The organism is Pseudomonas sp. FP198 (genome assembly GCF_030687895.1).
Classification (GTDB): Bacteria; Pseudomonadota; Gammaproteobacteria; order Pseudomonadales; family Pseudomonadaceae; genus Aquipseudomonas.
Map to the genome: position 1 here is coordinate 4,947,539 of NZ_CP117452.1, position 25,597 is coordinate 4,973,135.

Sequence of the window (25,597 nt, forward strand, 5' to 3'; positions counted from 1 at the left end):
TTCAGCACACAGCAAAACGCCCCGAACCGGTCGGGGCGTTTGCTTGTTCAGCGGTCAAGCGAGGGAGTGATTAAACGCCCGATGCCTTGGCTGCTGCAACGTCCTTGATGGACAGCTTGATACGGCCGCGGTTGTCCACGTCCAGTACCAGCACTTCCACTTCCTGGCCTTCTTTCAGGATGTCAGTCACTTTCTCGACGCGAGCATCGCTCAGCATGGAGATGTGAACCAGACCGTCCTTGCCCGGCAGGATGTTGACGAACGCGCCGAAGTCGACGATGCGTTCAACCTTGCCGACGTAGATCTTGCCGATCTCGGCCTCTGCGGTGATGCCCAGGACGCGCTGGCGTGCTGCTTCTGCCGCTTCCTTGGTTTCGCCGAAGATCTTGATCGAACCGTCGTCTTCGATGTCGATCGAAGCCTTGGTTTCTTCACAGATCGCACGGATGGTCGCGCCGCCTTTACCGATGACATCACGGATTTTGTCGGTGTCGATTTTCATCGCGATCATGGTCGGAGCATTTTCCGACAGTTCGGTACGGGACTGACCGATGATCTGGTTCATCTGGCCGAGGATGTTCAGGCGCGCTTCCAGGGCTTGGCCCAGGGCGATTTCCATGATCTCTTCGGTGATGCCCTTGATCTTGATGTCCATCTGCAGTGCGGTGACGCCCTTGGCGGTACCGGCCACTTTGAAGTCCATGTCGCCCAGGTGGTCTTCGTCACCCAGGATGTCGGTCAGGACGGCGAATTTCTCGCCTTCCTTGACCAGGCCCATGGCGATACCGGCCACCGGCGCCTTCATCGGCACACCAGCGTCCATCAGGGCCAGGGAAGCGCCGCAGACCGAAGCCATCGAGCTCGAACCGTTGGACTCGGTGATTTCCGATACCACGCGAATGGTGTACGGGAACACGTCAGCGGCCGGCAGCATGGCCTGGACCGAACGACGGGCCAGACGGCCGTGACCGATTTCGCGACGACCGGCGCCACCCATGCGACCACACTCGCCCACCGAAAACGGAGGGAAGTTGTAGTGCAGCATGAACGGGTCTTTCTTTTCGCCTTCCAGGGTGTCGAGCAGTTGCGCGTCACGGGCGGTGCCCAGTGTTGCAACGACCAGCGCCTGGGTTTCACCACGGGTGAACAGTGCCGAACCGTGGGTCTTTGGCAGGACGCCGACTTCGATGTTCAGCGGACGCACGGTGCGAGTGTCGCGACCGTCGATACGCGGCTTGCCGTTGACGATGTTTTCGCGAACGGTGCGGTATTCGATTTCACCGAAAGCCGCCTTGACGTCGCTGGCCGATGGCTGGCCTTCTTCGCCGGAGAACTTGGCAACGACCTGGTCACGCAGCTCGCCCAGACGCGCATAGCGGTCGGCCTTGATGGTGATGGTGTAGGCCTGGGAGATCGCTTCGCCGAACTCGGCACGGATCGCGCCCAGCAGCTCGGTGGCTTCTGGCTGAGGAGCCCAGGTCCAGGTTGGCTTGGCGGCTTCGGCGGCCAGTTCCTTGACGGCGTTGATGACCACCTGGAACTCGTCGTGGGCGAACAGCACGGCGCCCAGCATCTGGTCTTCGGTCAGTTCCTTGGCTTCGGATTCAACCATCAGCACGGCTTCGGAAGTACCGGCCACGACCATGTCCAGGCTCGATGCCTTCTGTTGCTCGTAGGTCGGGTTCAGCAGGTAGCCGGTGCTTTCGTGGAACGCAACGCGAGCAGCGCCGATCGGGCCATCGAAAGGAATACCGGAGATCGCCAGCGCAGCCGAGGTACCGATCATCGCAGCGATGTCCGGATCGGTCTTCTTGCTGGTGGAAACGACGGTGCAGACAACCTGCACTTCGTTCATGAAACCTTCAGGGAAAAGCGGACGGATCGGACGGTCGATCAGTCGGGAAGTCAGGGTTTCTTTCTCGGAAGGACGGCCTTCACGCTTGAAGAAACCGCCAGGGATCTTGCCCGCGGCGTAGGTCTTTTCCTGGTAGTGCACAGACAGAGGGAAGAAGCCCTTGCCTGGATCGGCTTGCTTGGCACCCACTACGGTCACCAATACGCTGACGTCGTCGTCAACGGTGACCAGCACTGCGCCGGAGGCCTGACGGGCGATACGGCCAGTCTCGAGGGTAACGGTCGACTGACCGAACTGGAATTTTTTGATTACCGGGTTCACGGTGTCCTACCTTCTTTGTGGCTCTTGGGGAACTTGTCTTCTTGCGAAATTCTTGGGCAGTGCGGGGAATCGGCCCAACGACTGTCCAGATAAAACTTGAGGCTGGGAGCCTGCCGGTCGCCGACGCAGAACGCAGGCAACTGGCAAACAACCAACCTCATAGCGCAATCGCTGATTAGCGACGCAGACCCAGGCGACCGATCAAGGTGCTGTAACGATTAACGTCCTTGCCCTTGAGGTAATCCAGCAGCTTGCGACGCTGGTTTACCATGCGGATCAGACCACGACGGGAGTGGTGATCTTTACCGTTGGCCTTGAAGTGACCTTGCAGTTTGTTGATGTTGGCGGTCAGCAGTGCAACTTGCACTTCTGGCGAACCAGTATCACCAACAGCTTGCTGGTAGTCGGTCACGATCTGAGCTTTTTCTTCAACGCTGAGTGCCATGTGGCTTTCCTCTTGTGAGGTACCGTCTCCAGGGAAACCGTACCAACAGGCCAGGGACAGATCCCTGTATCTATAAATGAGTAGTGACCGTGCCTGTTAACAGCCACACTCGCCAGCCTGTTGTTACACAGGCTGGTTCCGGTCATTCCGACCGAATCAATCGACGCGGCGCGATGCGCCCGTCTTCGCTCACTTCACCGATACCGATGAAGCGACCATTGTGATCCTGCACCCGGACCATGCCGAACTTCGGCGCATCCGGAGCGCGCACCGGCTGGCCATTGAGCCAGTAGAACGCACTGTGTTCGGAGAACTGCAGCAGCGGCCAATCGAGCAAGCCGCTGTCCGAAGGCATGAGGAAACGGTCGACCGCTTCGTTGCCGCCTTCGGCGTGTACCGCTTCGAGCTCTTCCAGCGTGACCGTCTGGGCCAGGGTGAAAGGCCCGGCCTGGGTCCGTCGCAATTCCGCCACGTACGCGCCACAGCCGAGCTGCTCGCCGATATCCTCCACCAGGGTACGGATATAGGTGCCTTTGCTGCAATCCACGGCGAGCCGTGCAGTATTACCGTCAAAGGCCAGCAATTCCAAGCGCGCAATAGTAACAGAACGCGGTTCGCGCTCCACTACTTCGCCTGCACGGGCCAGTTTGTACAACGGCTGCCCATCACGCTTGAGCGCAGAGTACATCGGCGGTATCTGACTGATTTGCCCACGAAATTTCGGCAACACCGCTTCGACATCCGCCTGACCAACGGTCACCGGGCGCTCCAGCAAAACTTCACCTTCGGCGTCCGCCGTGGTGGTGGTCTTGCCCAGTTGCGCCAGGGTTTCATAACCCTTGTCGGAATCGAGCAGGTATTGGGAGAACTTGGTCGCCTCGCCAAAGCACAGCGGCAGCACGCCGGTAGCCAGTGGATCGAGGCTGCCGGTGTGCCCGGCCTTTTCAGCATTGAGCAGCCAGCGAACCTTCTGCAACGCCGCGTTGGAGGTAAATCCCAACGGTTTGTCGAGCAGGATGATGCCGCTGACGTTACGACGGATACGTTTGACCTGAGCCACCGATTACTCCTTGGTGTCTTCGGGTTCAGCGGCAGCCGGATGCTGACTGTCTTCAGCCACGGCACGCTCGATCAGCGCCGACAGATGCGCACCCCGCACGACGCTTTCGTCGTAGTGGAAGTGCAGCTGTGGAACGCTGCGCAGCTTCATTTCCCGCGCCAGTTGCATGCGCAGGAAACCGGCCGCCGAGTTGAGCACCTTGATGCTCTGGGCTATTTCTTCGGCGCTGTCCTGTCCCATCACCGTGATGAAGATCTTGGCGTGACCGACGTCACGGCTGACTTCAACAGCGGTGATGGTCACCAGGCCGACACGCGGGTCTTTGACTTCGCGACGGATCAGTTGGGCCAGCTCGCGCTGCATCTGATCGCCGATTCGTTGGGTACGGCTATATTCTTTTGCCATGTCTTGTTACCTGTTACTGCCCCACGGTCAAACCCGTGAGGTCTGAAAGCGGCAAACGCCCGGCCTGGCAAAAGCCAGACCGGGCGTTGCGTTTAGAGTCCGCCAGCCAGGCAGCGCATATTCATGCGGCTGCCCGGTACGGCTCTTGAAGTACGCGAGTCAGAGGCTGCGAGCAACCTGGACCTTCTCGAAGACTTCGATCTTGTCGCCGACCTTGACGTCGTTGTAGCTCTTGACGCCGATACCGCATTCCATGCCGGCACGTACTTCGGAAGCGTCATCCTTGAAGCGGCGCAGGGATTCCAGCTCGCCTTCGAAGATCACGATATCTTCACGCAATACGCGGATCGGACGGTTACGGTGAACGACACCTTCGATCACCATGCAACCGGCGATCGCGCCGAACTTCGGCGAACGGAACACATCGCGCACTTCGGCCACGCCCAGGATGTTCTCGCGAACGTCGCTGCCGAGCATACCGGTCAAGGCTTTCTTGACGTCTTCGATGATGTCGTAGATCACGTTGTAGTAACGCATATCCAGGCCTTCCTGCTCGACGATCTTGCGCGCGCCGGCATCGGCACGCACGTTGAAGCCGAACAGTACAGCGTTGGAAGCGAGTGCCAGGTTGGCGTCGGATTCGGTGATACCACCGACACCGCCACCGACAACGCGCACTTGCACTTCGTCGTTACCCAGGCCATTCAAGGCGCCGTTCAACGCTTCGAGCGAACCACGGACGTCGGATTTGAGGACGATGTTGAGCGTCTTCTTCTCTTCCTGGCCCATGTTCTCGAAGATGTTTTCCAGCTTGCCGGCGTGAGCGCGAGCCAGTTTGACTTCACGGAACTTGCCTTGACGGAACAGAGCCACTTCACGGGCTTTCTTCTCGTCAGCCACAACGCTCATCTCGTCGCCAGCATCCGGAGTACCGTCCAGACCGAGGATCTCGACCGGGATAGCCGGACCGGCTTCCTTGATTGGCTTGCCGTTCTCGTCGAGCATGGCGCGCACGCGGCCATAGTTCGAACCGACCAGCACCATGTCGCCCTGACGCAGGGTACCGTCCTGAACCAGGACGGTCGCGACCGGGCCACGGCCCTTGTCGAGACGCGATTCAACAACCACGCCACGGCCAGGAGCCGAAGGTGTAGCGGTCAACTCCAGAACTTCGGCTTGCAACAGAACGGCTTCGAGCAGTTCGTCAACGCCGGTACCCATCTTCGCCGAGACAGGAACGAAAGGAGTGTCGCCACCCCACTCTTCGGAGGTCACGCCGTGGACCGACAGTTCGCTGCGGATGCGATCGAGATCGGCGCCCGGCTTGTCGATCTTGTTCACCGCAACCACCAGCGGCACGCCAGCAGCCTTGGCATGCTGAACGGCTTCGATGGTTTGCGGCATCACGCCGTCGTCCGCTGCAACCACCAGGATCACGATGTCGGTCGCCTTGGCACCACGGGCACGCATGGCGGTAAACGCGGCGTGGCCCGGGGTGTCGAGGAACGTCACCATGCCACGGTCGGTTTCAACGTGGTACGCACCGATGTGCTGGGTGATACCACCAGCTTCGCCAGCGGCTACCTTGGCACGACGGATGTAGTCGAGCAGCGAGGTTTTACCGTGGTCAACGTGACCCATGACGGTCACGACCGGCGCACGGGAAACCGCTTCACCTTCAAACTTCAGGGACTCGGCCAGGGAATCTTCCAGGGCGGTGTCGCTGACCAGGGTCACTTTGTGGCCCAGCTCTTCGGCAACCAGTTGGGCAGTTTCCTGGTCCAGTACCTGGTTGATGGTGGCTGGCGTGCCCAGCTTGAACATGAACTTGATGATTTCAGCAGCCTTGACCGACATCTGCTGGGCCAGATCGCCCACAGTGATGGTCTCGCCGATCTTCACTTCACGCACGACAGGGCCGGTAGGGCTCTGGAAACCGTGGGCGTTGCGCTTCTTCAGCTTGGCCTTGCCGCGACCGCCGCGACGGAAGCCATCGCTTTCTTCGTCAGTGGTACGTGGCGCAACACGCGGTGCGGGCGCCTTTTCCTTGACCGAAGCACGATGAGGAGCGTTTTTGCGCTCGCCATCGCCACTGCCACGACGGTTGTCGTCGGCACGTGGTTTGTCCGGACGACGCTGTTCGTCGCGCTTGCGGGTGTCCGCCGGCGCCGGAGCAGCTGCCACGACAGGCGCGCTTTCACGCACTGGCTCAGCTGCCGCCGCAGGCGTCTCGACCACTTCGGCTGGAGCAGATTGCGCAGCAGCAGGCTGGCGACGCGCTTCTTCTTCGGCGCGACGCTTGGCTTCTTCTTCAGCCTTCTGACGTGCAGCATTTTCCGCCGCGCGACGTTCTTCCAGTTCGCGTTTGCGCTCGGCTTCGATTTCTTCCGGGCTGCGCTGTACGAAGACTTTCTTCTTGCGTACTTCAACGCTGATGCTTTTGCTACCGGCAACACGCAGGGTGCTGGTGGTTTTACGCTGCAGAGTGATCTTGCGCGGTTCTTCCACTTTCGCCTTGTGACTGCTCTTCAAGTGAGTGAGCAGGGACTGCTTCTCACTGTCGGTCACATGTTCCTCGGCGGCGGTGTGCGGCAGACCTGCCTCACGCATCTGCTGCAACAGGCGCTCTACCGGTGTTTTGACCTCATCGGCCAGTTGTTTCACCGTGACTTGCGTCATGCACTTCTCTCCTCAGGCCGCGCCTAATTACTCGAACCAGTGGGCTCGGGCGGCCATGATCAACTTGCCGGCACGATCATCGTCAATGCCGTCGATGTCGAGCAGATCGTCAATAGACTGCTCGGCCAGGTCTTCGCGGGTAATTACGCCGCGCACCGCCAGTTCCATCGCCAAATCCTTGTCCATGCCCTCAAGCGAGAGCAGGTCTTCGGCCGGATGGGCGTCTGCCAGCTTTTCCTCAGTAGCGATGGCTTTGGTCAACAAGCGATCCTTGGCACGAGCGCGAAGCTCGTTGACGATGTCCTCGTCAAAGCCGTCGATGTTGAGCATTTCCTCCACCGGTACGTAGGCAATCTCTTCCAGGCTGGTAAAGCCTTCATCCACCAGCACCTGCGCCAGCTCTTCATCGACTTCAAGCTCTTCGATGAAGTTGCGCAGGATGTCGCCGGTTTCAGCTTGCTGCTTGGCCTGGATGTCCGATTCGGTCATCACGTTCAGTGTCCAGCCAGTCAATTGGCTAGCCAGACGCACGTTCTGACCACCGCGACCGATGGCCTGAGCGAGATTGTCTGCGCCAACGGCGATGTCCATGGCATGGGCATCCTCGTCGACGATAATTGCCGCCACTTCAGCGGGCGACATGGCATTGATCACGAACTGAGCCGGGTTATCGTCCCACAGGACGATATCCACACGCTCGCCGCCCAACTCGCCGGATACGGCCTGGACGCGCGAACCACGCATGCCGATGCAGGCACCTTGCGGGTCGATGCGCTTGTCCTTGGAGCGGACCGCGATCTTGGCCCGCGAACCCGGATCACGGGAGGCGGCCATTACTTCGATCAGGCCTTCAGCAATTTCCGGCACTTCGATGCGGAACAACTCGATCAGCATTTCCGGCGCGGTACGCGACAGGATCAGCTGCGGGCCGCGGTTCTCGGTGCGGATTTCCTTGAGCAGCGCACGCAACCGCACGCCAACCCGGAAAGTTTCGCGAGAAATGATGTCTTCACGGGCCAGCAATGCTTCGGCATTGTTGCCCAGATCAACGATCACGTTGTCGCGGGTGACTTTTTTAACAGTCCCGGAGATGATCTCTCCCAGGCGCTCGCGATACGCATCGACGACTTGCGCGCGCTCGGCTTCGCGAACTTTCTGCACAATGACCTGCTTGGCAGTCTGTGCAGCAATGCGGCCAAATTCGATGGACTCGATCTTTTCTTCGACGACATCACCCACCTTGGCGCCAGGATGCGTTTCTGCAACCTTGCTCGGCCAGGTTTCGATAGCCGGATCATCCAGGTCGGCCTCCTCGACTACCGTCCAGCGACGGAAAGTCTCGTAGGCTCCGGTGTGGCGATTGATCTCCACACGCAAATCAACTTCGTCTTCGAAGCGCTTCTTGGTAGCAGTGGCCAGGGCCAGCTCCAGTGCTTCAAAAATAACGTTAGCCGGTACGCCCTTTTCATTGGATACCGACTCAACAACCAGCAGTACTTCTTTGCTCATCGTACGCCTCGCCTTTCGCAAGCCATTGGATCCGCGGGATCCGCAGTATCTGGCACGTATCAGTCAAAACTGGGAATAATGTTGGCCTTGTCGATCATATCGATCGGCAACAGGAACTCATGGTCATCTACCTGCACCACGACATCCTGTTCTTCCACACCGCGCAGAAGGCCTTGGAAGTTGCGTCGGCCTTCAAAGGGCGAGCGCAGCTTGATCTTCACTTGTTCACCGGCAAACGAAGCGAACTGTTCAAGAGTGAACAGAGGGCGTTCCATGCCAGGCGAGGAAACTTCAAGGGTGTATTCGGAGGTGATGGGATCTTCAACATCCAGCACACCACTGATCTGACGGCTGACGATGGCGCAATCATCCACCAACACGCCGCCTTCCTTATCGATATAAACGCGCAACAGTGAGTGGCGACCTTGAGCCGAAAACTCAATACCCCAGCATTCATAGCCAAGGGCCACGACCACCGGGGCCAACAAGGCCTGCAACTGTTCTAGCTTGCTCGACACCTGAACCCCCTCGTGCATGTATGTGCATGCCATGCAAATAAAAAAAAATGGGCGAATCGCCCATCCCTGAAACGCCGTCGAACAGCGGCGTTGTAAATGTCCAGCTAACAAAAAGCCCCTTGGAAGGGGCCCTGAAACTGGTTGCGGGAGCCGGATTTGAACCGACGACCTTCGGGTTATGAGCCCGACGAGCTACCAGGCTGCTCCATCCCGCGACAAAGCTGGGGCGGAAGTATACGACCGATCCCTTACAGGGTCAATGTAACGCTTCCACCTACAAGAAAGCCCGCAATTGCGGGCTCTCCTGATAATTGGTACCGAGAAGGGGACTCGAACCCCTACACCCTATGGGCACAACCACCTCAAGGTTGCGTGTCTACCAATTCCACCACCTCGGCAATACAGCGTTTGAAACCTTCTTACTTCTGCTCTTGAGCTGGAGGTACGTCAGTCGCCGGATTGGCCGACTTTTGCTCTTGAAGCACCGGGACATCATCAGAAGCCGGTTGTTGCTTTGGCGCTTCCAACACCGCTGGGTTTGGCAAACCTACTTGAGTCAGCTCATGAGCCTTCTCTTTAGCAAAGTAACCTAACCCCAAGCTGGTTATGAAGAAACCGGCGGCGAGTATAGCAGTAAACTTACTAAGAAAGGTAGAGGAACCTTGGCTTCCGAATACAGTATTTGAAGCACCTGCACCGAAAGACGCACCAGCATCCGCACCTTTACCCTGCTGCAGCAATACGAGAGCAACTACACCCAGTGCGCCCAGCAGATGAAAAACGACTACGACTGTTTCCAGCATTTTTTCAGTTTCCCGCGGCGCGACAGATCGCACCGAACTCATCTGCATTCAGGGACGCTCCACCAATGAGCCCCCCATCGATATCCGGCATGCCGAACAGTTCGACCGCATTGGCCGCCTTCACGCTGCCGCCGTATAGAAGCCGCACACCTCGTGCCACTTCAGAATTTTCTTGCGCCAACTGCGCGCGGATGGCGGCGTGCACATCCTGCGCTTGTTGAGGCGAAGCAGTCAGCCCGGTGCCAATGGCCCAGACCGGCTCGTAAGCAATGACTGCCTTTGCAAACGCACCGACACCCAGGTCCTCGATGATGCTGCCCAACTGGCGAGCAACAACTTCGAGAGTCTTGCCTGCCTCACGCTGTTCGAGGGTCTCCCCTACGCACAACACCGGGATCAGGCCACAAGCCTGTGCCGCAGCAAATTTGCGAATCAGGGTCTTGTCCTGCTCGCCCATGATCAGGCGACGCTCGGAATGACCGACCAGGACGAGTGAGCATCCTGCGTCCACCAGTTGACTCGGCGCGATTTCACCGGTCAACGCACCCTGCATGGATTCCACTGCAGAGTTTTGTGCACCAACCGAAATCGACTTGCCTTTCAAGCCATCAACCACTTGGTTGATATACAGGCAAGGCGGGAACACCGCTACATCAACACCGCTTGGCAAGGCCAGGTTACGAAGGCCCTTGATCAGCTCAGCGACGCTGGCGCGGGTACCGTGCATCTTCCAGTTACCAGCTACCATAGGGCGACGCATGCTGTACCTCGTCGGTCAAAGTGGGCGCAGATGTTACCCAACGGATTCATGACTGGCAAGCCGAATTCAGGCAGAAACTTCAGTAACCAGCTTCGCCAGCTCTTCGGCATAACCGCGGACCTGTGCTTCATCCTCGCCTTCGACCATGACGCGCACCAAAGGCTCCGTGCCGGACTTGCGCAACAACACCCGCCCACGCCCGGCCATAGCCTGTGTGATGCGCTCGCTGGCCTGCTTGACCGTTGCATGTTCAAGAGGACTGACACCTCCACCAAAACGCACATTGATCAATACTTGCGGACATTTGCGCAGCGCCTGGCGCGACTGCGCCAGCCCTTCGTTACGGGCCTTGAGCGCCATCAGCACTTGCAGCGCAGCGATGATCGCATCACCGGTGGTGGTATGGTCGAAGCAGACGATGTGGCCGGAATTCTCGCCGCCGATGACCCAGTTGCGCTCCAGCAATTCCGAGATCACATAGCGGTCGCCGACATTAGCCCGGACGAATGGGATATCCAGATCCGCCAAGGCCAACTCAAGCCCGAGGTTGCTCATCAACGTACCAACCACGCCGCCCTGCAGCTTGCCGCGACCATGCAGATCGCGCGCGATGATAAACAGCAGCTCGTCACCGTCAACGACCGTTCCGGTATGGTCGACCATCAACACCCGATCACCGTCACCGTCGAAAGCGATCCCGAGATCGGCATGTTCGGCCAGGACCGCAGCCTGCAATGCCTCGGTATGGGTCGAGCCGCAATTGTGGTTGATATTCAGCCCGTTGGGCTGGGCAGAGAGCACTACCACCTCGGCGCCCAACTCGCGGAAAACGCTGGGCGCGACCTTATAGGTTGCGCCGTGCGCGCAATCGACAACGATTTTCAGACCGGAGAAGCTCGTACCGGTCGGCACACTGCCTTTGCAGAATTCGATGTAACGACCCGATGCATCGTTGATCCGCGACACCTTGCCGATCTTGCTCGACTCGACCACCGTCATCGGCGCATCCAGCAGCTCTTCGATCATCAGCTCGATTTCGTCCGGCAGCTTGGTGCCCTTGCCAGAGAAAAACTTGATGCCGTTGTCATCATGAGGGTTGTGCGAAGCACTGATCACAATGCCCGCCTGGGCCTGGAATGTACGGGTCAGGTAGGCAATGGCCGGCGTCGGCATCGGACCCAGCAACATCACATCGGCGCCCGCCGAAGTAAGGCCGGCCTCAAGAGCCGATTCGAACATGTAGCCGGAAATTCGCGTGTCCTTGCCGACCAGCACCTTGCATGCGCCCATCTTGCGGAACGCCATGCCGGCGGCCCAGCCGAGCTTGAGCATGAAATCAGGGGTAATAGGGTATTCGCCGACCCGACCACGAATACCGTCGGTGCCAAAATATTTCTTGCTCATAAGTGCTCCGTCATTCTTATTCGGCTGAATCCACTGCGTCGATCATCCGCACGACATCCATCGTTTCGGCTACATCATGCACGCGCAAAATGCGCGCACCTTTGGTAAGGGCCAATGCAGCCAGGGCGAGACCGCCATACAAGCGCTCTCCCACCGGGCGGCCCAAGGCATTGCCTATCATGCTCTTTCGCGAGACGCCAACCAACAGGGGCCGTCCCAGCGCATGCAGGGCTTCCATATGCTTGAACAGGCTCAGGTTGTGAGCCAGGGTCTTGGCAAAGCCGAACCCGGGATCAAGGATGACCCGCTCGGCAGGGATGCCCACGGCAGCACACTGGTCCAGGCGCTCCGCGAGGAACCCGGCGACTTCCCTGGTCACATCATCATAGTGCGGATCGTCCTGCATGGTCCCCGGCTCGCCGAGCATATGCATCAGGCACACCGGCAACCCGGTTGCAGCCGCGGCGTCCAGCGCACCGTCGCGCCGCAAGGACCGGACATCATTGATCAGCCCCGCCCCCCAGTCGCGCTGCCTCGCGCATGACCGCAGGCGTGGAGGTATCAACCGAAATGATGACATCAAGCTCGCGGTGTATACGCTCGACAATCGGCGCCACTCGCTCCAGCTCTTCGGTAGGTGACACCGCCCGCGCACCGGGACGGGTCGATTCACCACCCACATCGATCAGCGTTGCGCCCGCTGCCACCATGGCCTCGGCATGCCGCAATGCAGCGTCGAGCTGGCAGAATTTTCCGCCATCGGAAAAGGAATCGGGAGTGACATTAAGAATGCCCATGACGTGCGCACGGGCCAAATCAAGAAACCGGTTGCCGCAAGGCAACCGGTTAGAGGACTGAACAGAAGTCATTTCAAGCCTTAGACGTCGGCGGCCGGACCACCGATGGGCGTCTCGGGACGCTCACCCTGTACCGCTGGCGGCGTACCGGAGGTACCCGTGCCACCACCGGACCAATCACGAGGCTCACGAGGCGTGCGGCCGGCCATGATGTCGTCGATTTGCTCGGCATCGATGGTTTCATATTTCATCAGTGCGTCAGCCATCGCGTCCAGTTTGTCGCGGTTGTCCGTAAGGATCTGCTTGGCCGTGCCGTAGCACTGGTCAATGATGCTGCGAACTTCCGAGTCGATCAGTTTGGCCGTCTCACCAGAGAAGCTTGCATGCTGGCCACCGCCGCCACGACCCAGGAATACTTCGCCCTCTTCCTCGGCGTACATCAGCGGGCCGAGCTTTTCGGACAAGCCCCACTTGGTAACCATGTTCCGGGCAATCTGGCTTGCGCGCATGATGTCGTTGGAGGCACCCGTCGTCACGCCGTCAAAGCCCAACGTCATTTCCTCGGCGATACGGCCACCGTACAGCGAACAGATCTGGCTGATCAGCGCGCGCTTGGACAGGCTGTAACGGTCCTCCTCCGGCAGGAACATCGTCACACCCAGCGCACGACCGCGCGGAATGATCGAAACCTTGTACACCGGATCATGCTCAGGCACGACACGGCCGACGATGGCATGCCCTGCCTCGTGGTAAGCGGTGTTCTGCTTTTCCTTTTCCGACATGACCATGGATTTGCGCTCGGCGCCCATCATGATCTTGTCCTTGGCGAGTTCGAACTCCTTCATTTCCACGACACGCTTGCCGGAACGAGCAGCAAACAGCGACGCTTCGTTTACCAGGTTCGCCAGGTCAGCACCGGAGAAACCCGGTGTGCCGCGAGCGATGACCGCTGGAGCAACGTCATCCCCCATGGGCACCTTGCGCATGTGAACCTTCAGGATCTGCTCGCGACCACGAATGTCCGGCAGCCCCACCACGACCTGACGGTCAAAACGACCTGGACGCAGCAGCGCAGGGTCGAGCACATCGGGACGGTTGGTAGCGGCGATCACGATGATGCCGTCATTCATCTCGAAACCGTCCATCTCCACCAGCAACTGGTTGAGGGTCTGCTCGCGCTCATCGTGACCGCCGCCCATGCCGGCTCCACGGTGGCGACCAACGGCGTCGATCTCGTCGATGAAGATAATGCATGGCGCGTGCTTCTTCGCCTGCTCGAACATGTCGCGAACACGGCTGGCACCTACGCCGACGAACATCTCGACGAAGTCGGAACCGGAAATGGTGAAGAACGGAACCTTGGCTTCGCCGGCGATTGCCTTGGCGAGCAAGGTTTTACCGGTACCCGGTGGCCCCACCATCAGTACGCCGCGGGGAATGCGTCCGCCCAGGCGCTGGAACTTGCCTGGATCACGCAGGAATTCCACCAGCTCGCCGACTTCTTCCTTCGCTTCATCGCAACCGGCGACGTCAGCCAGGGTGGTCTTGACCTGATCTTCGGACAATAGTCGGGCCTTGCTCTTGCCGAAACTCATCGGCCCGCCCTTCCCTCCGGCCCCGCCCTGCATCTGGCGCATGAAGAACATGAACACCGCGATGATCACCAGGATCGGGAAGCTCGCGACCAGGAGCTGGGTCCAGATACTTTGCTGCTCAGGCTGCTTGCCTTCGATCACGACGTGATTGTCCACCAGGTCGCCGATCAGACCATTGTCCTGGATCGCCGGACGAATGGTCTTGAAGCTGTCGCCATCGCTGCGCTTGCCGGTAATCACATAACCATCAACGGCTACGCGCTCGACCTTGCCTTCCTTGACCTGCTGGAGGAAATCGGAATAGTTGAGGGTCTGCGGCTCGTTAGGGCTGGAGAAGTTGTTCATCACGGTCACAAGGACAGCGGCGATGATCAACCACAGGATCAGATTCTTTGCCATATCGTTCAATTAACTACCCTCTGAAGCAAGCTCCGCTACTGGCGCGCGCTTCGCATGATATTCACCGGCCTAACTTACTACATTACCTGCGACTCTGGCAGGCGCCGTCTGTAACCCTTTGTGAAACTTTGACTCGCGCAATTTTCGTTACGCGACGCCCGCAATGCGATACAAAAAAAACTATCGGCCTGCTTCAAAGCCGCTCATCACTGGAAGCGCCTTCAATTCCGCGAAACCCTCGCGCCAGCAGATACTGCTCGCGAGAGCGATCGCGGGACGACAATGGCTTGCGCATCTGCACCTTGTCGAACAATTTGCGCATGCCCTTGTGGTATTCATCGAAGCCTTCACCCTGGAAGACCTTGATCAGGAAATCGCCACCTGGACGTAGAACCCGCCCCGCCAGATCCAGGGCCAGCTCGCTGAGGAACATTGCACGAGGCATGTCGACAGCCGCCAATCCACTCATATTGGGGGCCATATCGGAAATCACAAGGTCGACTTGCGTATTTCCGACGGCCTCGAGGATTTGCGCCAATACGGCGTCCTCGGTGAAATCACCCTGAATAAAGGTCACGTCGGGGATGCTGTCCATTTCCAGGATGTCCGAAGCGATCAACCGCCCCTGGCCGCCAATCAGACGACTGGTTACTTGCGACCAGCCACCCGGCGCCGCACCGAGGTCGATCACGGTCATGCCAGGACGGATCAGGCGATCCTTCTCCTGGATCTCCAGCAATTTATAGCTGGCGCGCGAGCGATAGCCGTCTTTTTGCGCCATTTTGACGTACGGATCGTTGAAATGCTCTCTGAGCCAGTTCTGGCTAGTCTTGGAACGGGCCACGGGCCACCTCTGAAAAATAAATCGGGTCGTGATTAAGTGGGCGGTCCCGGACTCGCTCGGGTAAACTGGCCGCCGCTTTTTACAAGATCAGACGCAGGGGTCAGATTATGCCGCTCACTCAAGAGCAGAAGAAACAATACAAATCCATCGGCCACCATCTGAAACCGGTTTTGACTGTGGCTGACAACGGTTTGACTGAAGGTGTCCTCGCTGAACTGGAACGCGCCCTCGGCGATCACGAGCTGATCAAGATCAAGCTCAACATCCTCGACCGCGAAGCCCGCCTGGCTGCCGTTGCCGAACTATGCAGGGTCGGCAAGGCTGACCTGGTCCAGGTCATCGGCAAGATGGCGCTGATTTATCGCAAGAACTTCAGCGTCAACAAACAACTGTCGAACGTTCACCGCTTCAAATGATGCAAAGGGTCAAGGGTGTGCTTCGCGCACCCTGCCGCTCCATCCGGGAACCGGCTGCAATACCAGCACCAGGCCGGAAAAACCCAGCACCAGGTAGCTGAATACCTGCCATTGGCTCGCGTCCGGCCAACCGAGACGCACCGCCAGGAACATCCCGCAAGCGTACAAGGCCATGAGCAGCAATTGCCCACGGATGTCGCGCCATAGGCTGCCAAGGCCCTCGGCCTGAACCAGCACCAAAGCCTGGAATATCACGCAAACTGCTGAAAAACCCACCAGCAGCGCCGTCAGCATACCCGCGATTTCATTGATGAGCAGCGGTGCCAGGCCAATCCGACCCAGCACCGGCAGCAGACCGACGTGCAGCAACCAGACGCCGCCCACCCACAACATCTGGGTGAGCTGCCAGATCATGGCACCCGCACGCAGCGGGCGCCTTCGTTCAGATATGACGGACTTCGACAATCTCATACTCGATGACACCACCCGGCGTCTTCACCGCCACCACATCACCCTCTTCCTTGGCAATCAAGGCGCGAGCAATGGGCGAACCGACGGAAATCTTGCCGAGTTTGATGTCTGCCTCGTCCTCGCCAACGATCTGGTAAGTCACGCTTTCGTCGGTCTCGACGTTGGCGATCTCTACCGTCGTGCCAAAAATGACCTTGCCGGTATGCGGAATCGTCGTGACATCGATGATCACCGCATTCTGCATGCGGCCTTCGATGTCACGGACACGCGCCTCGACCATGCCTTGCTCCTCTCGGGCAGCGTGGTATTCGGCGTTTTCCTTCAGGTCGCCCAGTTCACGGGCTTCACCGATCGCCTGGCTCAAGCGCGGGCGCTCGACCTTGGTCAGGAAAGCGTGTTCTTCCTCCAGAGCCTTCGCGCCCTGAACAGTCATCGGGTACTTGGTTATGCTCATGCCTTCAATCCTGCATGTAGATCCTGCAAGCGACGTACGGTCTTCTCAGGTCCGAACTTGAGCGCTTCGCAGATCGCTTCGCCGGCAGCAATAGTCGTGGTGCAGTAGATCTTATGCTGCAGCGCATTGCGACGAATGGAATAGGAATCGGCGATCGATTGACGACCTTCGGTGGTGTTGATGATCAGCGTGACTTCGTCATTCTTGATCATGTCGACCACGTGCGGACGACCCTCGGTCACCTTGTTCACGCGGCGCACTTTCAGCCCCGCCGCCTCGATCAGCTTGGCGGTACCGGCAGTGGCGACCACTTCGAAACCCAAGTTGATCAGATCACGGGCCACGCCCGCAACCAGTGGCTTGTCGTCATCACGCACGCTGATGAACGCCGTGCCGCCCGTTGGCAGGACTTCGCTGGCGCCCATCTGGGCCTTGGCAAAGGCCTCGCCGAAGGTGTCGCCAACGCCCATCACTTCACCGGTGGACTTCATTTCCGGGCCGAGGATCGGGTCAACGCCAGGGAATTTGGCGAATGGGAACACCGCCTCTTTCACGCTGTAGAAGTTCGGGATGATTTCCTTGGTGAAGTTCAGCTCCGCCAAGGTTTTACCAGCCATCACGCGAGCTGCGATCATCGCCAGGGAAACACCGATGCACTTGGACACGAACGGTACGGTCCGGGAGGCGCGCGGGTTGACTTCGATGACATAGATGTCTTCGCCCTGAAGCGCCAGCTGCACGTTCATCAGGCCGACAACACCGAGCTCCAGGGCCATTTTCTTGACCTGCTCACGCATCTCGTCCTGGATATGGGCCGGCAACGAGTATGGCGGCAACGAACAGGCGGAGTCACCGGAGTGAACGCCGGCCTGCTCGATGTGCTGCATGATTGCGCCGATCACGACATCCTTGCCGTCGCAGACCGCGTCCACGTCCATTTCGATGGCGCAGTTGAGGAAGTGGTCGAGCAGAACCGGGCTGTCATTGGACACCTGGACCGCTTCGCGCAGGTAACGCTTGAGTTCGTCTTCCTGGTAAACGATTTCCATCGCACGGCCGCCCAGTACGTAGGACGGGCGCACCACCAGCGGATAACCGATCTTCGCCGCCGCACGAATCGCTTCGTCTTCGCTGCGCACGGTGGCGTTTGGTGGCTGGCGCAGGTTCAGGCGCTCGACCATCTGCTGGAAGCGCTCGCGGTCTTCGGCGCGGTCGATCGCATCCGGGCTGGTGCCGATGATCGGCACGCCGGCGGCTTCGAGGGCGCGGGCCAGTTTCAGAGGGGTCTGCCCGCCGTACTGGACGATCACGCCTTTTGGCTTCTCGACACGGACGATTTCCAGCACGTCTTCCAGGGTCACTGGCTCGAAGTACAGGCGATCAGAGGTGTCGTAGTCGGTGGAAACGGTCTCCGGGTTGCAGTTGACCATGATGGTTTCGTAACCATCGTCGCGCAGCGCCAGTGCCGCGTGGACGCAGCAGTAGTCGAACTCGATGCCCTGGCCGATCCGGTTCGGACCGCCGCCCAGGATCATGATCTTGTCCCGGGTCGAAGGCGCGGCTTCGCACTCTTCTTCGTACGTGGAGTACAGGTACGCGGTGTCGGTGGCGAACTCGGCCGCGCAGGTGTCGACGCGCTTGTAGACCGGAAAGACTTCCAGCTTGTGGCGGTGAGTGCGCAGGCTCTTCTCGGTCACACCGAGCAGCTTGGCCAGGCGCATGTCGGAGAAGCCCTTGCGCTTGAGACCCAGCATCGTGTTGCGATCGATGCTGGACATACCCATGGTCTTGACCTTCTCTTCTTCCTTGATCAGATCTTCGATCTGCACCAAGAACCAAGGGTCGATCATGTTCATGTCGAAAATCTGCTCGACAGTCATGCCGGCGCGGAAGGCATCCGCCACGTACCAGATACGCTCGGCGCCCGGCACGGTCAGCTCGCGCTTGAGCTCGCTCATGCTTTCCGGCTTGCTCAGGTCCAGCTTCGGATCGAGGCCGCAGACGCCCACTTCCAGGCCACGAAGGGCTTTTTGCAGGGATTCCTGGAAAGTCCGGCCGATGGCCATGACTTCACCCACCGATTTCATCTGGGTGGTCAGGCGCGCGTCAGCCTTGGCGAATTTTTCGAAGGCGAAACGCGGCAGCTTGGTCACTACGTAGTCGATGGACGGCTCGAAGGACGCCGGAGTCTTGCCGCCGGTGATGTCGTTCGACAGTTCGTCCAGGGTGTAGCCGACGGCCAGCTTGGCGGCGACCTTGGCGATCGGGAAGCCGGTGGCCTTCGAGGCCAGGGCCGACGAACGGGATACGCGCGGGTTCATCTCGATGACCACCATGCGGCCAGTGTTCGGGCAGATGCCGAACTGGACGTTGGAGCCACCGGTTTCCACGCCGATCTCGCGCAGTACCGCCAGGGAGGCGTTACGCAGGATCTGGTATTCCTTGTCGGTCAGGGTCTGGGCCGGCGCAACGGTGATCGAGTCGCCGGTGTGCACGCCCATCGGGTCGAAGTTCTCGATGGAGCAAACGATGATGCAGTTGTCCTTTTTGTCGCGGACAACTTCCATTTCGTATTCTTTCCAACCGATCAGGGACTCGTCGATCAGCAGTTCCTTGGTTGGCGACAGGTCCAGGCCACGGGCGCAGATTTCTTCGAATTCTTCACGGTTGTAGGCGATGCCACCACCCGTGCCGCCCATGGTGAAGGACGGACGGATGATGCACGGGAAGCCGAGGCGCTCCAGCACGGCGTTGGCTTCTTCCATGCTGTGGGCGATACCCGAGCGCGGGCAGTCCAGGCCGATGGATTTCATCGCCTTGTCGAAGCGCGAACGATCTTCGGCCTTGTCGATGGTGTCGGCATTGGCGCCGATCATTTCCACACCGAACTTCTCCAGGACGCCTTCGCGCTCCAGGTCCAGGGCGCAGTTCAATGCGGTCTGGCCACCCATGGTCGGCAGCAGCGCGTCCGGACGTTCCTTCTCGATGATCTTGGCAACGGTCTGCCACTTGATCGGCTCGATGTAGGTGGCGTCAGCCATGGCCGGGTCGGTCATGATGGTGGCCGGGTTGGAGTTCACCAGGATGACGCGATAACCCTCTTCGCGCAGGGCCTTGCAAGCCTGGGCGCCGGAGTAGTCGAATTCGCAGGCCTGGCCGATCACGATCGGGCCAGCGCCGAGAATCAGGATGCTTTTTATGTCTGTACGTTTTGGCATGGGTTTGTCACTCAAATCCGCAGGTCAGTCGGCTAGGCCGTCGAACAATCTTTGAAGCGCCCGCGGGGGCCACCGTTTCCGGGGCCGCCCTCGGGTTTCACGCGGTCAGCGTCGCTTGGCCATCTCATTGATGAAGCGATCGAACAGCGGCGCCACATCGTTCGGGCCCGGGCTCGCCTCAGGGTGGCCCTGGAAGCTGAACGCGCTCTTGTCGGTACGCTCGATGCCTTGCAGCGTGCCGTCGAACAGCGACTTGTGGATGGCCCGTACGTTGGCCGGCAGGGTCGCCTCGTCAACCGCAAAACCGTGGTTCTGGCTGGTGATCATGACGACACCGGTATCCAGGTCCTGAACCGGGTGGTTGGCACCGTGGTGGCCGTGGCCCATTTTCAGGGTCTTGGCGCCCGAAGCCAGGGCCAGCAACTGGTGCCCCAGGCAGATACCGAATACCGGGATCTCGGTTTCCAGCACATCCTTGATCGCCTGGATCGCGTAGTCGCATGGCTCCGGATCACCCGGGCCGTTGGACAGGAACACGCCGTCGGGCTTGAGGGCCAGGACGTCAGCCGCCGGGGTCTGGGCCGGCACTACGGTGACGCGGCACCCGCGCGCGACCAGCATGCGCAGGATGTTCAGCTTGACGCCGTAATCGTACGCAACCACGTGATACGGCAGCTCGGAAGCCTCGATCGTCGCGTGACTATCGGTTTTCAAGTCCCAGACCGAGGAGCGCCACTCGTACTGCTTCTGAGTGCTGACGACTTTCGCCAGGTCCATGCCCTTGAGGCCTGGGAAACCCTGGGCAGCGGCAATCGCGGCCTCGTCGGAAATATTGTCGCCGGCCATGATGCAGCCGTTCTGCGCGCCTTTTTCCCGCAGGATGCGGGTCAGGCGGCGCGTGTCGATACCGGCGATCGCCACGACGTTGTTGGCTTTCAGGTAGTCGGACAGGGACATCTTGTTACGCCAGTTGCTCGCTACCAGTGGCAGGTCGCGGATGACCAGGCCAGCGGACCAGACACGATCGGACTCGGCATCTTCCGGCGTGGTGCCGGTGTTGCCGATGTGCGGGTAAGTCAGGGTAACGATTTGCTGGGCGTAGGAAGGATCGGTAAGAATTTCCTGATAGCCGGTCATTGCGGTGTTAAACACCACCTCACCAACGGTCTGACCGTCGGCTCCAATGGCTTCGCCGCGAAAAATGCTGCCATCAGCAAGGGCGAGTATGGCTGGCTTAGTCAAGAAGACCTCCCGTAAATAAAGCCTGAAAGGGCGATCGCAGGTTGTAAAAAAGCGGAGTGACGTATGGACACGTCACCCCGCTTGTTCACTGAATTATTCTGCGCGCTTTTAGTGGACACACTAAAGCTGTAGCTTACAGAAAAAGGCTTTTTTGGTCCACCGCTAATGAGCCTTAAAGGCAGGGGAATGCGACAGGCCGTCGCGAAGCGGTGTAAAACGGGGCTCAGTGTAACCTGAACCCCGCCCTGAAGGCATTAACGCAGGTCGAGAACGTCCTGCATGTCGTACAAGCCGGGCTCGCGACCATCCAGCCACAGCGCGGCGCGCACGGCGCCCTTGGCGAAAGTCATCCGACTCGACGCCTTGTGCGTAATCTCCAGCCGCTCACCCTCGGTGGCGAACAGCACAGTGTGATCACCTACCACGTCGCCGCCACGTACGGTCGCGAAACCGATGGTGTCTCGCTCACGCGCACCGGTGTGCCCCTGGCGCCCATACACGGCCACTTCCTGCAGGTCGCGACCCAGCGCATCGGCAATCACCTCTCCCATGCGCAAGGCTGTTCCCGAGGGCGCATCGATCTTGTGACGGTGATGCGCCTCGATGATTTCGATATCCGCATCATCACCCAACACCCGCGCCGTCAGATCCAGCAGCTTGAGCGAGAGATTCACGCCCACGCTGAAGTTCGCCGCGAACACGATCGGTATGTCCTTGCCGGCATCGGCCAACAATTGCTTCTGCGCGGCGTCCAGGCCGGTCGTGCCGATGACCATGGCCTTGCCGGCCTTGCGGCAGGTGGCGAGGTTTTTCAGCATGACTTCTGGCAGGGTGAAGTCGATCAGGACGTCAAACTCGTCGAGCACCTTTTCCAGCCCACCGGACATCGGCACGCCGATACGGCCGATCGAGGCCAGCTCGCCAGCATCGGCGCCCACCAGCGTACTGTCGGGCCGGACGATGGCAGCCGTCAGGCCAGAGAGCGGCGAGCGCTGCTGCACCGCCTCGACCAGCGCCTTGCCCATACGCCCCGCGGCGCCCATCACAGCTATACGTCGCATGCCCACTCCTTACAGATCGCCGAAGAAGCGCTTCACACCTTCGAACCAACCGGTGGTTTTCGGCGAGTGGCTGTTGTCATCCGCCAGGGAACTGCGGAACTCTTCGAGCAGCTCCCGCTGGCGCCGGCTCAGGTTGACCGGTGTCTCTACCGCGACGCGACACATCAGGTCGCCCGCACCGCCGCCACGCACCGGAGCCACGCCCTTGCCGCGAATGCGGAACTGCTTGCCGGTTTGCGTCCCTTCGGGAATCTTCAATTTGACGCGACCATCAAGGGTCGGGATTTCAAGCTCACCGCCCAACGCCGCATCAACAAAACTGATCGGCACTTCGCAGAACAGGTGTTTGCCATCACGCTGGAAAATCGCGTGCTCGCGCACGTTGATCACCACATACAGATCGCCGGTCGGGCCGCCCTGGGCACCCGCCTCGCCTTCGCCGGACAGACGAATGCGGTCACCGGTGTCGACACCGGCCGGCACTTTGACCGACAGCGTCTTGTACTCTTCGACACGCCCTTCGCCGTGGCAGGAGTCGCACGGATCGGAGATGATCTTGCCCTGACCATGGCAACGCGGGCAGGTCTGCTGGACCGAGAAGAAGCCCTGCTGCATGCGAACCTGGCCGATGCCGCCGCAAGTCGGGCAGGTGACCGGCGAGGAGCCCTTCTTGGCGCCCGAACCGTCGCACGGCTTGCAATTGACCAGCGTCGGCACACGGATATTGACCGTGGTACCGCGCACCGCCTCTTCCAGGTTCAGCTCCAGCGTGTAGCGCAAATCGCTGCCACGCTGGGCACCACCACGGGCGCCGCCGCGGCCGCCGCCAAAAAAATCACTGAACACATCGCCGAAGATATCGGAGAAGTTCTGGCCGCCGAAACCGGCACCGCCGCCACCCATGCTCGGGTCGACGCCGGCATGCCCGTATTGGTCGTAGGCCGCGCGCTTGCTGGAATCGGACAGAACTTCGTAAGCCTCGTTGGCTTCCTTGAACATCTCTTCCGACGCTTTATCGCCGGGATTACGGTCTGGGTGGTGCTTCATCGCCAGGCGACGGTAAGCCTTTTTCAGCTCTGCCTCGCTGGCCCCCCGCTCGACACCCAATACTTCGTAAAAATCACGCTTCGCCATTAGTCTTTGCACTCTTATAGGACGTCCGGCAAACCTCTCCTGAACCTTGCCAAACTCGTTGAGCCCCAATACAGGCCCGGACCCAACTCACGTCGATTCAACGATCCTGGTCTCGGCGCATATCGCCCGGAAAGCAGGAGCATTCCCGAACACACCGCCAGCATCCGAACGCTGTCGCATGCTGTAAAAATTCACTGACTCCAGACACGCCAACGCGGGAGCAAGCTCCCGCGCGGCGACATCCTACCAGCCACCGCACAAACGCAGTCAACCGGCCGACCAACAAGCGATTACTTGTTGTCTTTCACTTCTTCGAACTCAGCGTCGACCACGTCATCGGCTTTCTCGGCCGATTCGCCTTGCTGCGCAGCACCTTCAGCTGGCTGAGCCTGCTCGGCATACATCTTCTGGGCGACTGGCGCGGAGACTTTCGACAGCTCTTCGATCTTCGCTTCGATGGCAGCCTTGTCGTCGCCTTTGACGGCAGCTTCAAGGGCAACCACGGCAGCTTCGATCGCGGTCTTCTCTTCAGCGGTCACTTTATCGCCGGCATCGGCAACCATCTTGCGGGTCGAGTGAACCAAGGCGTCGCCCTGGTTACGAGCGCTGGCCAGCTCTTCGAACTTGCGGTCTTCCTCGGCGTTGGCTTCAGCGTCGCGAACCATCTGCTGAATTTCTTCCTCGGACAGACCGGAGTTGGCCTTGATCACGATCGACTGGGTCTTGCCGGTGGCCTTGTCTTTCGCGCCGACGTGCAGGATGCCGTTGGCGTCGATGTCGAAGGTCACTTCGATTTGTGGCACACCGCGTGGCGCTGGCGGAATCTCGGCCAAGTCGAACTTGCCCAGGGACTTGTTCTGGGCCGCTTGCTTGCGCTCACCTTGCAGCACGTGGATGGTCACGGCGCTCTGGTTGTCATCGGCCGTCGAGAACACCTGGGATTTCTTGGTAGGAATCGTGGTGTTTTTCTCGATAAGCGCGGTCATCACGCCGCCCATGGTTTCGATACCCAGGGTCAGCGGGCTGACATCGAGCAGCAGAACGTCCTTCACATCGCCGGCCAAAACGGCGCCTTGGATGGCAGCACCCATGGCAACAGCTTCGTCCGGGTTCACGTCCTTGCGTGCTTCCTTGCCGAAGAAATCGGTTACCAGCTTCTGGACCAGCGGCATACGGGTCTGGCCGCCGACCAGGATCACGTCGTTGATCGAGCCAACGTCGATACCGGCATCCTTCATCGCAATGCGGCAAGGTTCGATGGTGCGCTGAACCAGGTCTTCCACCAGCGCTTCGAGCTTGGCGCGGGAGATCTTCACGTTCAGGTGCTTCGGACCGGTAGCGTCTGCGGTGATGTACGGCAGGTTCACGTCGGTCGACTGGCTCGAGGACAGTTCGATCTTGGCTTTCTCAGCGGCCTCTTTCAGACGCTGCATGGCCAGCGGGTCACCCTTGAGGTTCATGCCGCTTTCTTTCTTGAACTCATCGACGAGGTAGTCGATCAGGCGGATGTCGAAGTCTTCACCACCCAGGAATGTATCGCCGTTGGTTGCCAATACTTCGAACTGGTGCTCGCCATCGACTTCGGCGATTTCGATCACGGAAACGTCGAAAGTACCGCCACCCAGGTCATAAACGATCACGGTGTGATCGCCCTTGGCCTTGTCCATACCGTAGGCCAGAGCGGCTGCGGTTGGCTCGTTGATGATACGTTTCACGTCCAGGCCAGCGATGCGGCCGGCGTCTTTGGTCGCCTGGCGCTGGCTGTCGTTGAAGTAGGCAGGAACGGTAATGACCGCTTCAGTCACTGGCTCGCCGAGGTAGTCTTCGGCGGTCTTCTTCATTTTTTTCAGGATTTCAGCCGAGATCTGTGGCGGCGCCATTTTCTGGCCGTTCACTTCAACCCATGCGTCGCCGTTGTCGGCCTTGGCGATTTTGTAAGGCACCATCTTGATGTCTTTCTGCACGACTTCTTCGTCGAACTTGCGACCGATCAGACGCTTCACCGCGTACAGGGTGTTATGCGGATTGGTCACAGCCTGACGCTTGGCGGACTGGCCCACCAGGATCTCGCCATCGTTGGCGTAAGCGATGATCGACGGCGTGGTACGCGCGCCTTCAGCATTCTCGATGACTTTGGCCTTGCCGTTTTCCAGCACGGAGACGCACGAGTTGGTGGTCCCCAGGTCGATACCGATAATCTTGCCCAT

20 protein-coding genes, 2 tRNA genes and 1 pseudogene are annotated in these 25,597 nt (G+C 59.6%); 1 reads left to right on the top strand and 22 read right to left on the bottom strand.

What is annotated here, in order from left to right:
• Positions 1 to 70 precede the first annotated feature (70 nt).
• From pnp to rlmE, 15 genes and pseudogenes are all read right to left on the bottom strand, one after another.
• Positions 71 to 2,176 (bottom strand): polyribonucleotide nucleotidyltransferase, encoded by a 2,106-nt coding sequence (pnp, locus tag PSH78_RS22535; protein ID WP_305496899.1) that lies wholly within the window; start codon positions 2,174 to 2,176, stop codon positions 71 to 73.
• A gap of 175 nt (positions 2,177 to 2,351) precedes the next feature.
• Positions 2,352 to 2,621: a 30S ribosomal protein S15 gene (gene rpsO, locus PSH78_RS22540; protein ID WP_039592311.1), complete on the bottom strand. Its 270-nt coding sequence runs from the start codon at positions 2,619 to 2,621 to the stop codon at positions 2,352 to 2,354.
• Between the two features lie 142 nt (positions 2,622 to 2,763).
• Positions 2,764 to 3,681: a tRNA pseudouridine(55) synthase TruB gene (gene truB / locus PSH78_RS22545; RefSeq protein ID WP_030139793.1), complete on the bottom strand. Its 918-nt coding sequence runs from the start codon at positions 3,679 to 3,681 to the stop codon at positions 2,764 to 2,766.
• A 3-nt stretch (positions 3,682 to 3,684) separates the two neighbouring features.
• The gene (gene rbfA, locus PSH78_RS22550) at positions 3,685 to 4,086 is read right to left on the bottom strand and encodes a 30S ribosome-binding factor RbfA (RefSeq protein ID WP_181287552.1); all 402 of its coding nucleotides are present in this window, start codon (positions 4,084 to 4,086) and stop codon (positions 3,685 to 3,687) included.
• 159 nt (positions 4,087 to 4,245) lie between these two features.
• A complete protein-coding gene (infB, locus tag PSH78_RS22555) occupies positions 4,246 to 6,765 on the bottom strand; it encodes a translation initiation factor IF-2 (RefSeq protein ID WP_305496903.1) in 2,520 nt (839 codons plus the stop codon).
• A 27-nt stretch (positions 6,766 to 6,792) separates the two neighbouring features.
• On the bottom strand, positions 6,793 to 8,274 hold the full coding sequence (nusA, locus tag PSH78_RS22560; protein ID WP_047229054.1) for a transcription termination factor NusA: 1,482 nt from the start codon (positions 8,272 to 8,274) through the stop codon (positions 6,793 to 6,795).
• Between the two features lie 59 nt (positions 8,275 to 8,333).
• Positions 8,334 to 8,792, bottom strand: coding sequence for a ribosome maturation factor RimP (gene rimP / locus PSH78_RS22565; protein ID WP_013692254.1), 459 nt, complete (start codon positions 8,790 to 8,792; stop codon positions 8,334 to 8,336).
• 138 nt (positions 8,793 to 8,930) lie between these two features.
• Positions 8,931 to 9,007, bottom strand: a tRNA-Met gene (locus PSH78_RS22570).
• Positions 9,008 to 9,104: 97 nt separating this feature from the next.
• A tRNA-Leu gene (locus PSH78_RS22575) sits at positions 9,105 to 9,190 on the bottom strand.
• A 21-nt stretch (positions 9,191 to 9,211) separates the two neighbouring features.
• The gene (secG, locus tag PSH78_RS22580) at positions 9,212 to 9,595 is read right to left on the bottom strand and encodes a preprotein translocase subunit SecG (protein ID WP_025211789.1); all 384 of its coding nucleotides are present in this window, start codon (positions 9,593 to 9,595) and stop codon (positions 9,212 to 9,214) included.
• A 4-nt stretch (positions 9,596 to 9,599) separates the two neighbouring features.
• On the bottom strand, positions 9,600 to 10,355 hold the full coding sequence (gene tpiA / locus PSH78_RS22585; protein WP_305496904.1) for a triose-phosphate isomerase: 756 nt from the start codon (positions 10,353 to 10,355) through the stop codon (positions 9,600 to 9,602).
• 66 nt (positions 10,356 to 10,421) lie between these two features.
• Positions 10,422 to 11,759 (bottom strand): phosphoglucosamine mutase, encoded by a 1,338-nt coding sequence (gene glmM / locus PSH78_RS22590; RefSeq protein ID WP_305496906.1) that lies wholly within the window; start codon positions 11,757 to 11,759, stop codon positions 10,422 to 10,424.
• Between the two features lie 16 nt (positions 11,760 to 11,775).
• A pseudogene (gene folP / locus PSH78_RS22595) lies at positions 11,776 to 12,628 on the bottom strand (dihydropteroate synthase).
• Positions 12,629 to 12,636: 8 nt separating this feature from the next.
• Positions 12,637 to 14,550 carry an ATP-dependent zinc metalloprotease FtsH gene (ftsH, locus tag PSH78_RS22600; RefSeq protein WP_305496907.1) on the bottom strand — a complete coding sequence of 638 codons (1,914 nt, stop codon included), beginning with the start codon at positions 14,548 to 14,550 and terminating at the stop codon, positions 12,637 to 12,639.
• A 193-nt stretch (positions 14,551 to 14,743) separates the two neighbouring features.
• A complete protein-coding gene (gene rlmE, locus PSH78_RS22605; RefSeq protein ID WP_305496908.1) occupies positions 14,744 to 15,394 on the bottom strand; it encodes a 23S rRNA (uridine(2552)-2'-O)-methyltransferase RlmE in 651 nt (216 codons plus the stop codon).
• A 107-nt stretch (positions 15,395 to 15,501) separates the two neighbouring features.
• Between rlmE and PSH78_RS22610 the strand changes: the two genes are divergently transcribed.
• A complete protein-coding gene (locus PSH78_RS22610; protein ID WP_305496909.1) occupies positions 15,502 to 15,810 on the top strand; it encodes a YhbY family RNA-binding protein in 309 nt (102 codons plus the stop codon).
• Between the two features lie 9 nt (positions 15,811 to 15,819).
• On the opposite strand, the gene PSH78_RS22615 is transcribed toward PSH78_RS22610, so the two are convergent.
• The 7 genes from PSH78_RS22615 to dnaK form a co-directional block, all read right to left on the bottom strand.
• Complete coding sequence (locus PSH78_RS22615; protein ID WP_305496910.1) at positions 15,820 to 16,224, bottom strand: MFS transporter; 405 nt, start codon at positions 16,222 to 16,224, stop codon at positions 15,820 to 15,822.
• 28 nt (positions 16,225 to 16,252) lie between these two features.
• On the bottom strand, positions 16,253 to 16,729 hold the full coding sequence (greA, locus tag PSH78_RS22620) for a transcription elongation factor GreA (RefSeq protein ID WP_030139783.1): 477 nt from the start codon (positions 16,727 to 16,729) through the stop codon (positions 16,253 to 16,255).
• A 2-nt stretch (positions 16,730 to 16,731) separates the two neighbouring features.
• On the bottom strand, positions 16,732 to 19,953 hold the full coding sequence (gene carB, locus PSH78_RS22625) for a carbamoyl-phosphate synthase large subunit (RefSeq protein ID WP_305496913.1): 3,222 nt from the start codon (positions 19,951 to 19,953) through the stop codon (positions 16,732 to 16,734).
• Between the two features lie 105 nt (positions 19,954 to 20,058).
• The gene (carA, locus tag PSH78_RS22630; protein WP_305496914.1) at positions 20,059 to 21,195 is read right to left on the bottom strand and encodes a glutamine-hydrolyzing carbamoyl-phosphate synthase small subunit; all 1,137 of its coding nucleotides are present in this window, start codon (positions 21,193 to 21,195) and stop codon (positions 20,059 to 20,061) included.
• A gap of 254 nt (positions 21,196 to 21,449) precedes the next feature.
• The gene (gene dapB, locus PSH78_RS22635; RefSeq protein WP_305496916.1) at positions 21,450 to 22,256 is read right to left on the bottom strand and encodes a 4-hydroxy-tetrahydrodipicolinate reductase; all 807 of its coding nucleotides are present in this window, start codon (positions 22,254 to 22,256) and stop codon (positions 21,450 to 21,452) included.
• 9 nt (positions 22,257 to 22,265) lie between these two features.
• Positions 22,266 to 23,390, bottom strand: coding sequence for a molecular chaperone DnaJ (gene dnaJ, locus PSH78_RS22640; RefSeq protein ID WP_030139779.1), 1,125 nt, complete (start codon positions 23,388 to 23,390; stop codon positions 22,266 to 22,268).
• A 290-nt stretch (positions 23,391 to 23,680) separates the two neighbouring features.
• Positions 23,681 to 25,597 (bottom strand): molecular chaperone DnaK, encoded by a 1,917-nt coding sequence (dnaK, locus tag PSH78_RS22645; RefSeq protein ID WP_305496918.1) that lies wholly within the window; start codon positions 25,595 to 25,597, stop codon positions 23,681 to 23,683.

Bases quoted from the DNA above. Each gene is read 5' to 3' on its own strand.
- rpsO (WP_039592311.1), bottom strand. From the start codon at position 2,621: ATGGCACTCAGCGTTGAAGAAAAAGCTCAGATCGTGACCGACTACCAG.
- rbfA (WP_181287552.1), bottom strand. From the start codon at position 4,086: ATGGCAAAAGAATATAGCCGTACCCAACGAATCGGCGATCAGATGCAG.
- infB (WP_305496903.1), bottom strand. From the start codon at position 6,765: ATGACGCAAGTCACGGTGAAACAACTGGCCGATGAGGTCAAAACACCG.
- nusA (WP_047229054.1), bottom strand. From the start codon at position 8,274: ATGAGCAAAGAAGTACTGCTGGTTGTTGAGTCGGTATCCAATGAAAAG.
- secG (WP_025211789.1), bottom strand. From the start codon at position 9,595: ATGCTGGAAACAGTCGTAGTCGTTTTTCATCTGCTGGGCGCACTGGGT.
- tpiA (WP_305496904.1), bottom strand. From the start codon at position 10,355: ATGCGTCGCCCTATGGTAGCTGGTAACTGGAAGATGCACGGTACCCGC.
- glmM (WP_305496906.1), bottom strand. From the start codon at position 11,759: ATGAGCAAGAAATATTTTGGCACCGACGGTATTCGTGGTCGGGTCGGC.
- ftsH (WP_305496907.1), bottom strand. From the start codon at position 14,550: ATGGCAAAGAATCTGATCCTGTGGTTGATCATCGCCGCTGTCCTTGTG.
- PSH78_RS22610 (WP_305496909.1), top strand. From the start codon at position 15,502: ATGCCGCTCACTCAAGAGCAGAAGAAACAATACAAATCCATCGGCCAC.
- PSH78_RS22615 (WP_305496910.1), bottom strand. From the start codon at position 16,224: ATGATCTGGCAGCTCACCCAGATGTTGTGGGTGGGCGGCGTCTGGTTG.
- carB (WP_305496913.1), bottom strand. From the start codon at position 19,953: ATGCCAAAACGTACAGACATAAAAAGCATCCTGATTCTCGGCGCTGGC.
- dapB (WP_305496916.1), bottom strand. From the start codon at position 22,256: ATGCGACGTATAGCTGTGATGGGCGCCGCGGGGCGTATGGGCAAGGCG.
- dnaJ (WP_030139779.1), bottom strand. From the start codon at position 23,390: ATGGCGAAGCGTGATTTTTACGAAGTATTGGGTGTCGAGCGGGGGGCC.
- dnaK (WP_305496918.1), bottom strand. From the start codon at position 25,597: ATGGGCAAGATTATCGGTATCGACCTGGGGACCACCAACTCGTGCGTC.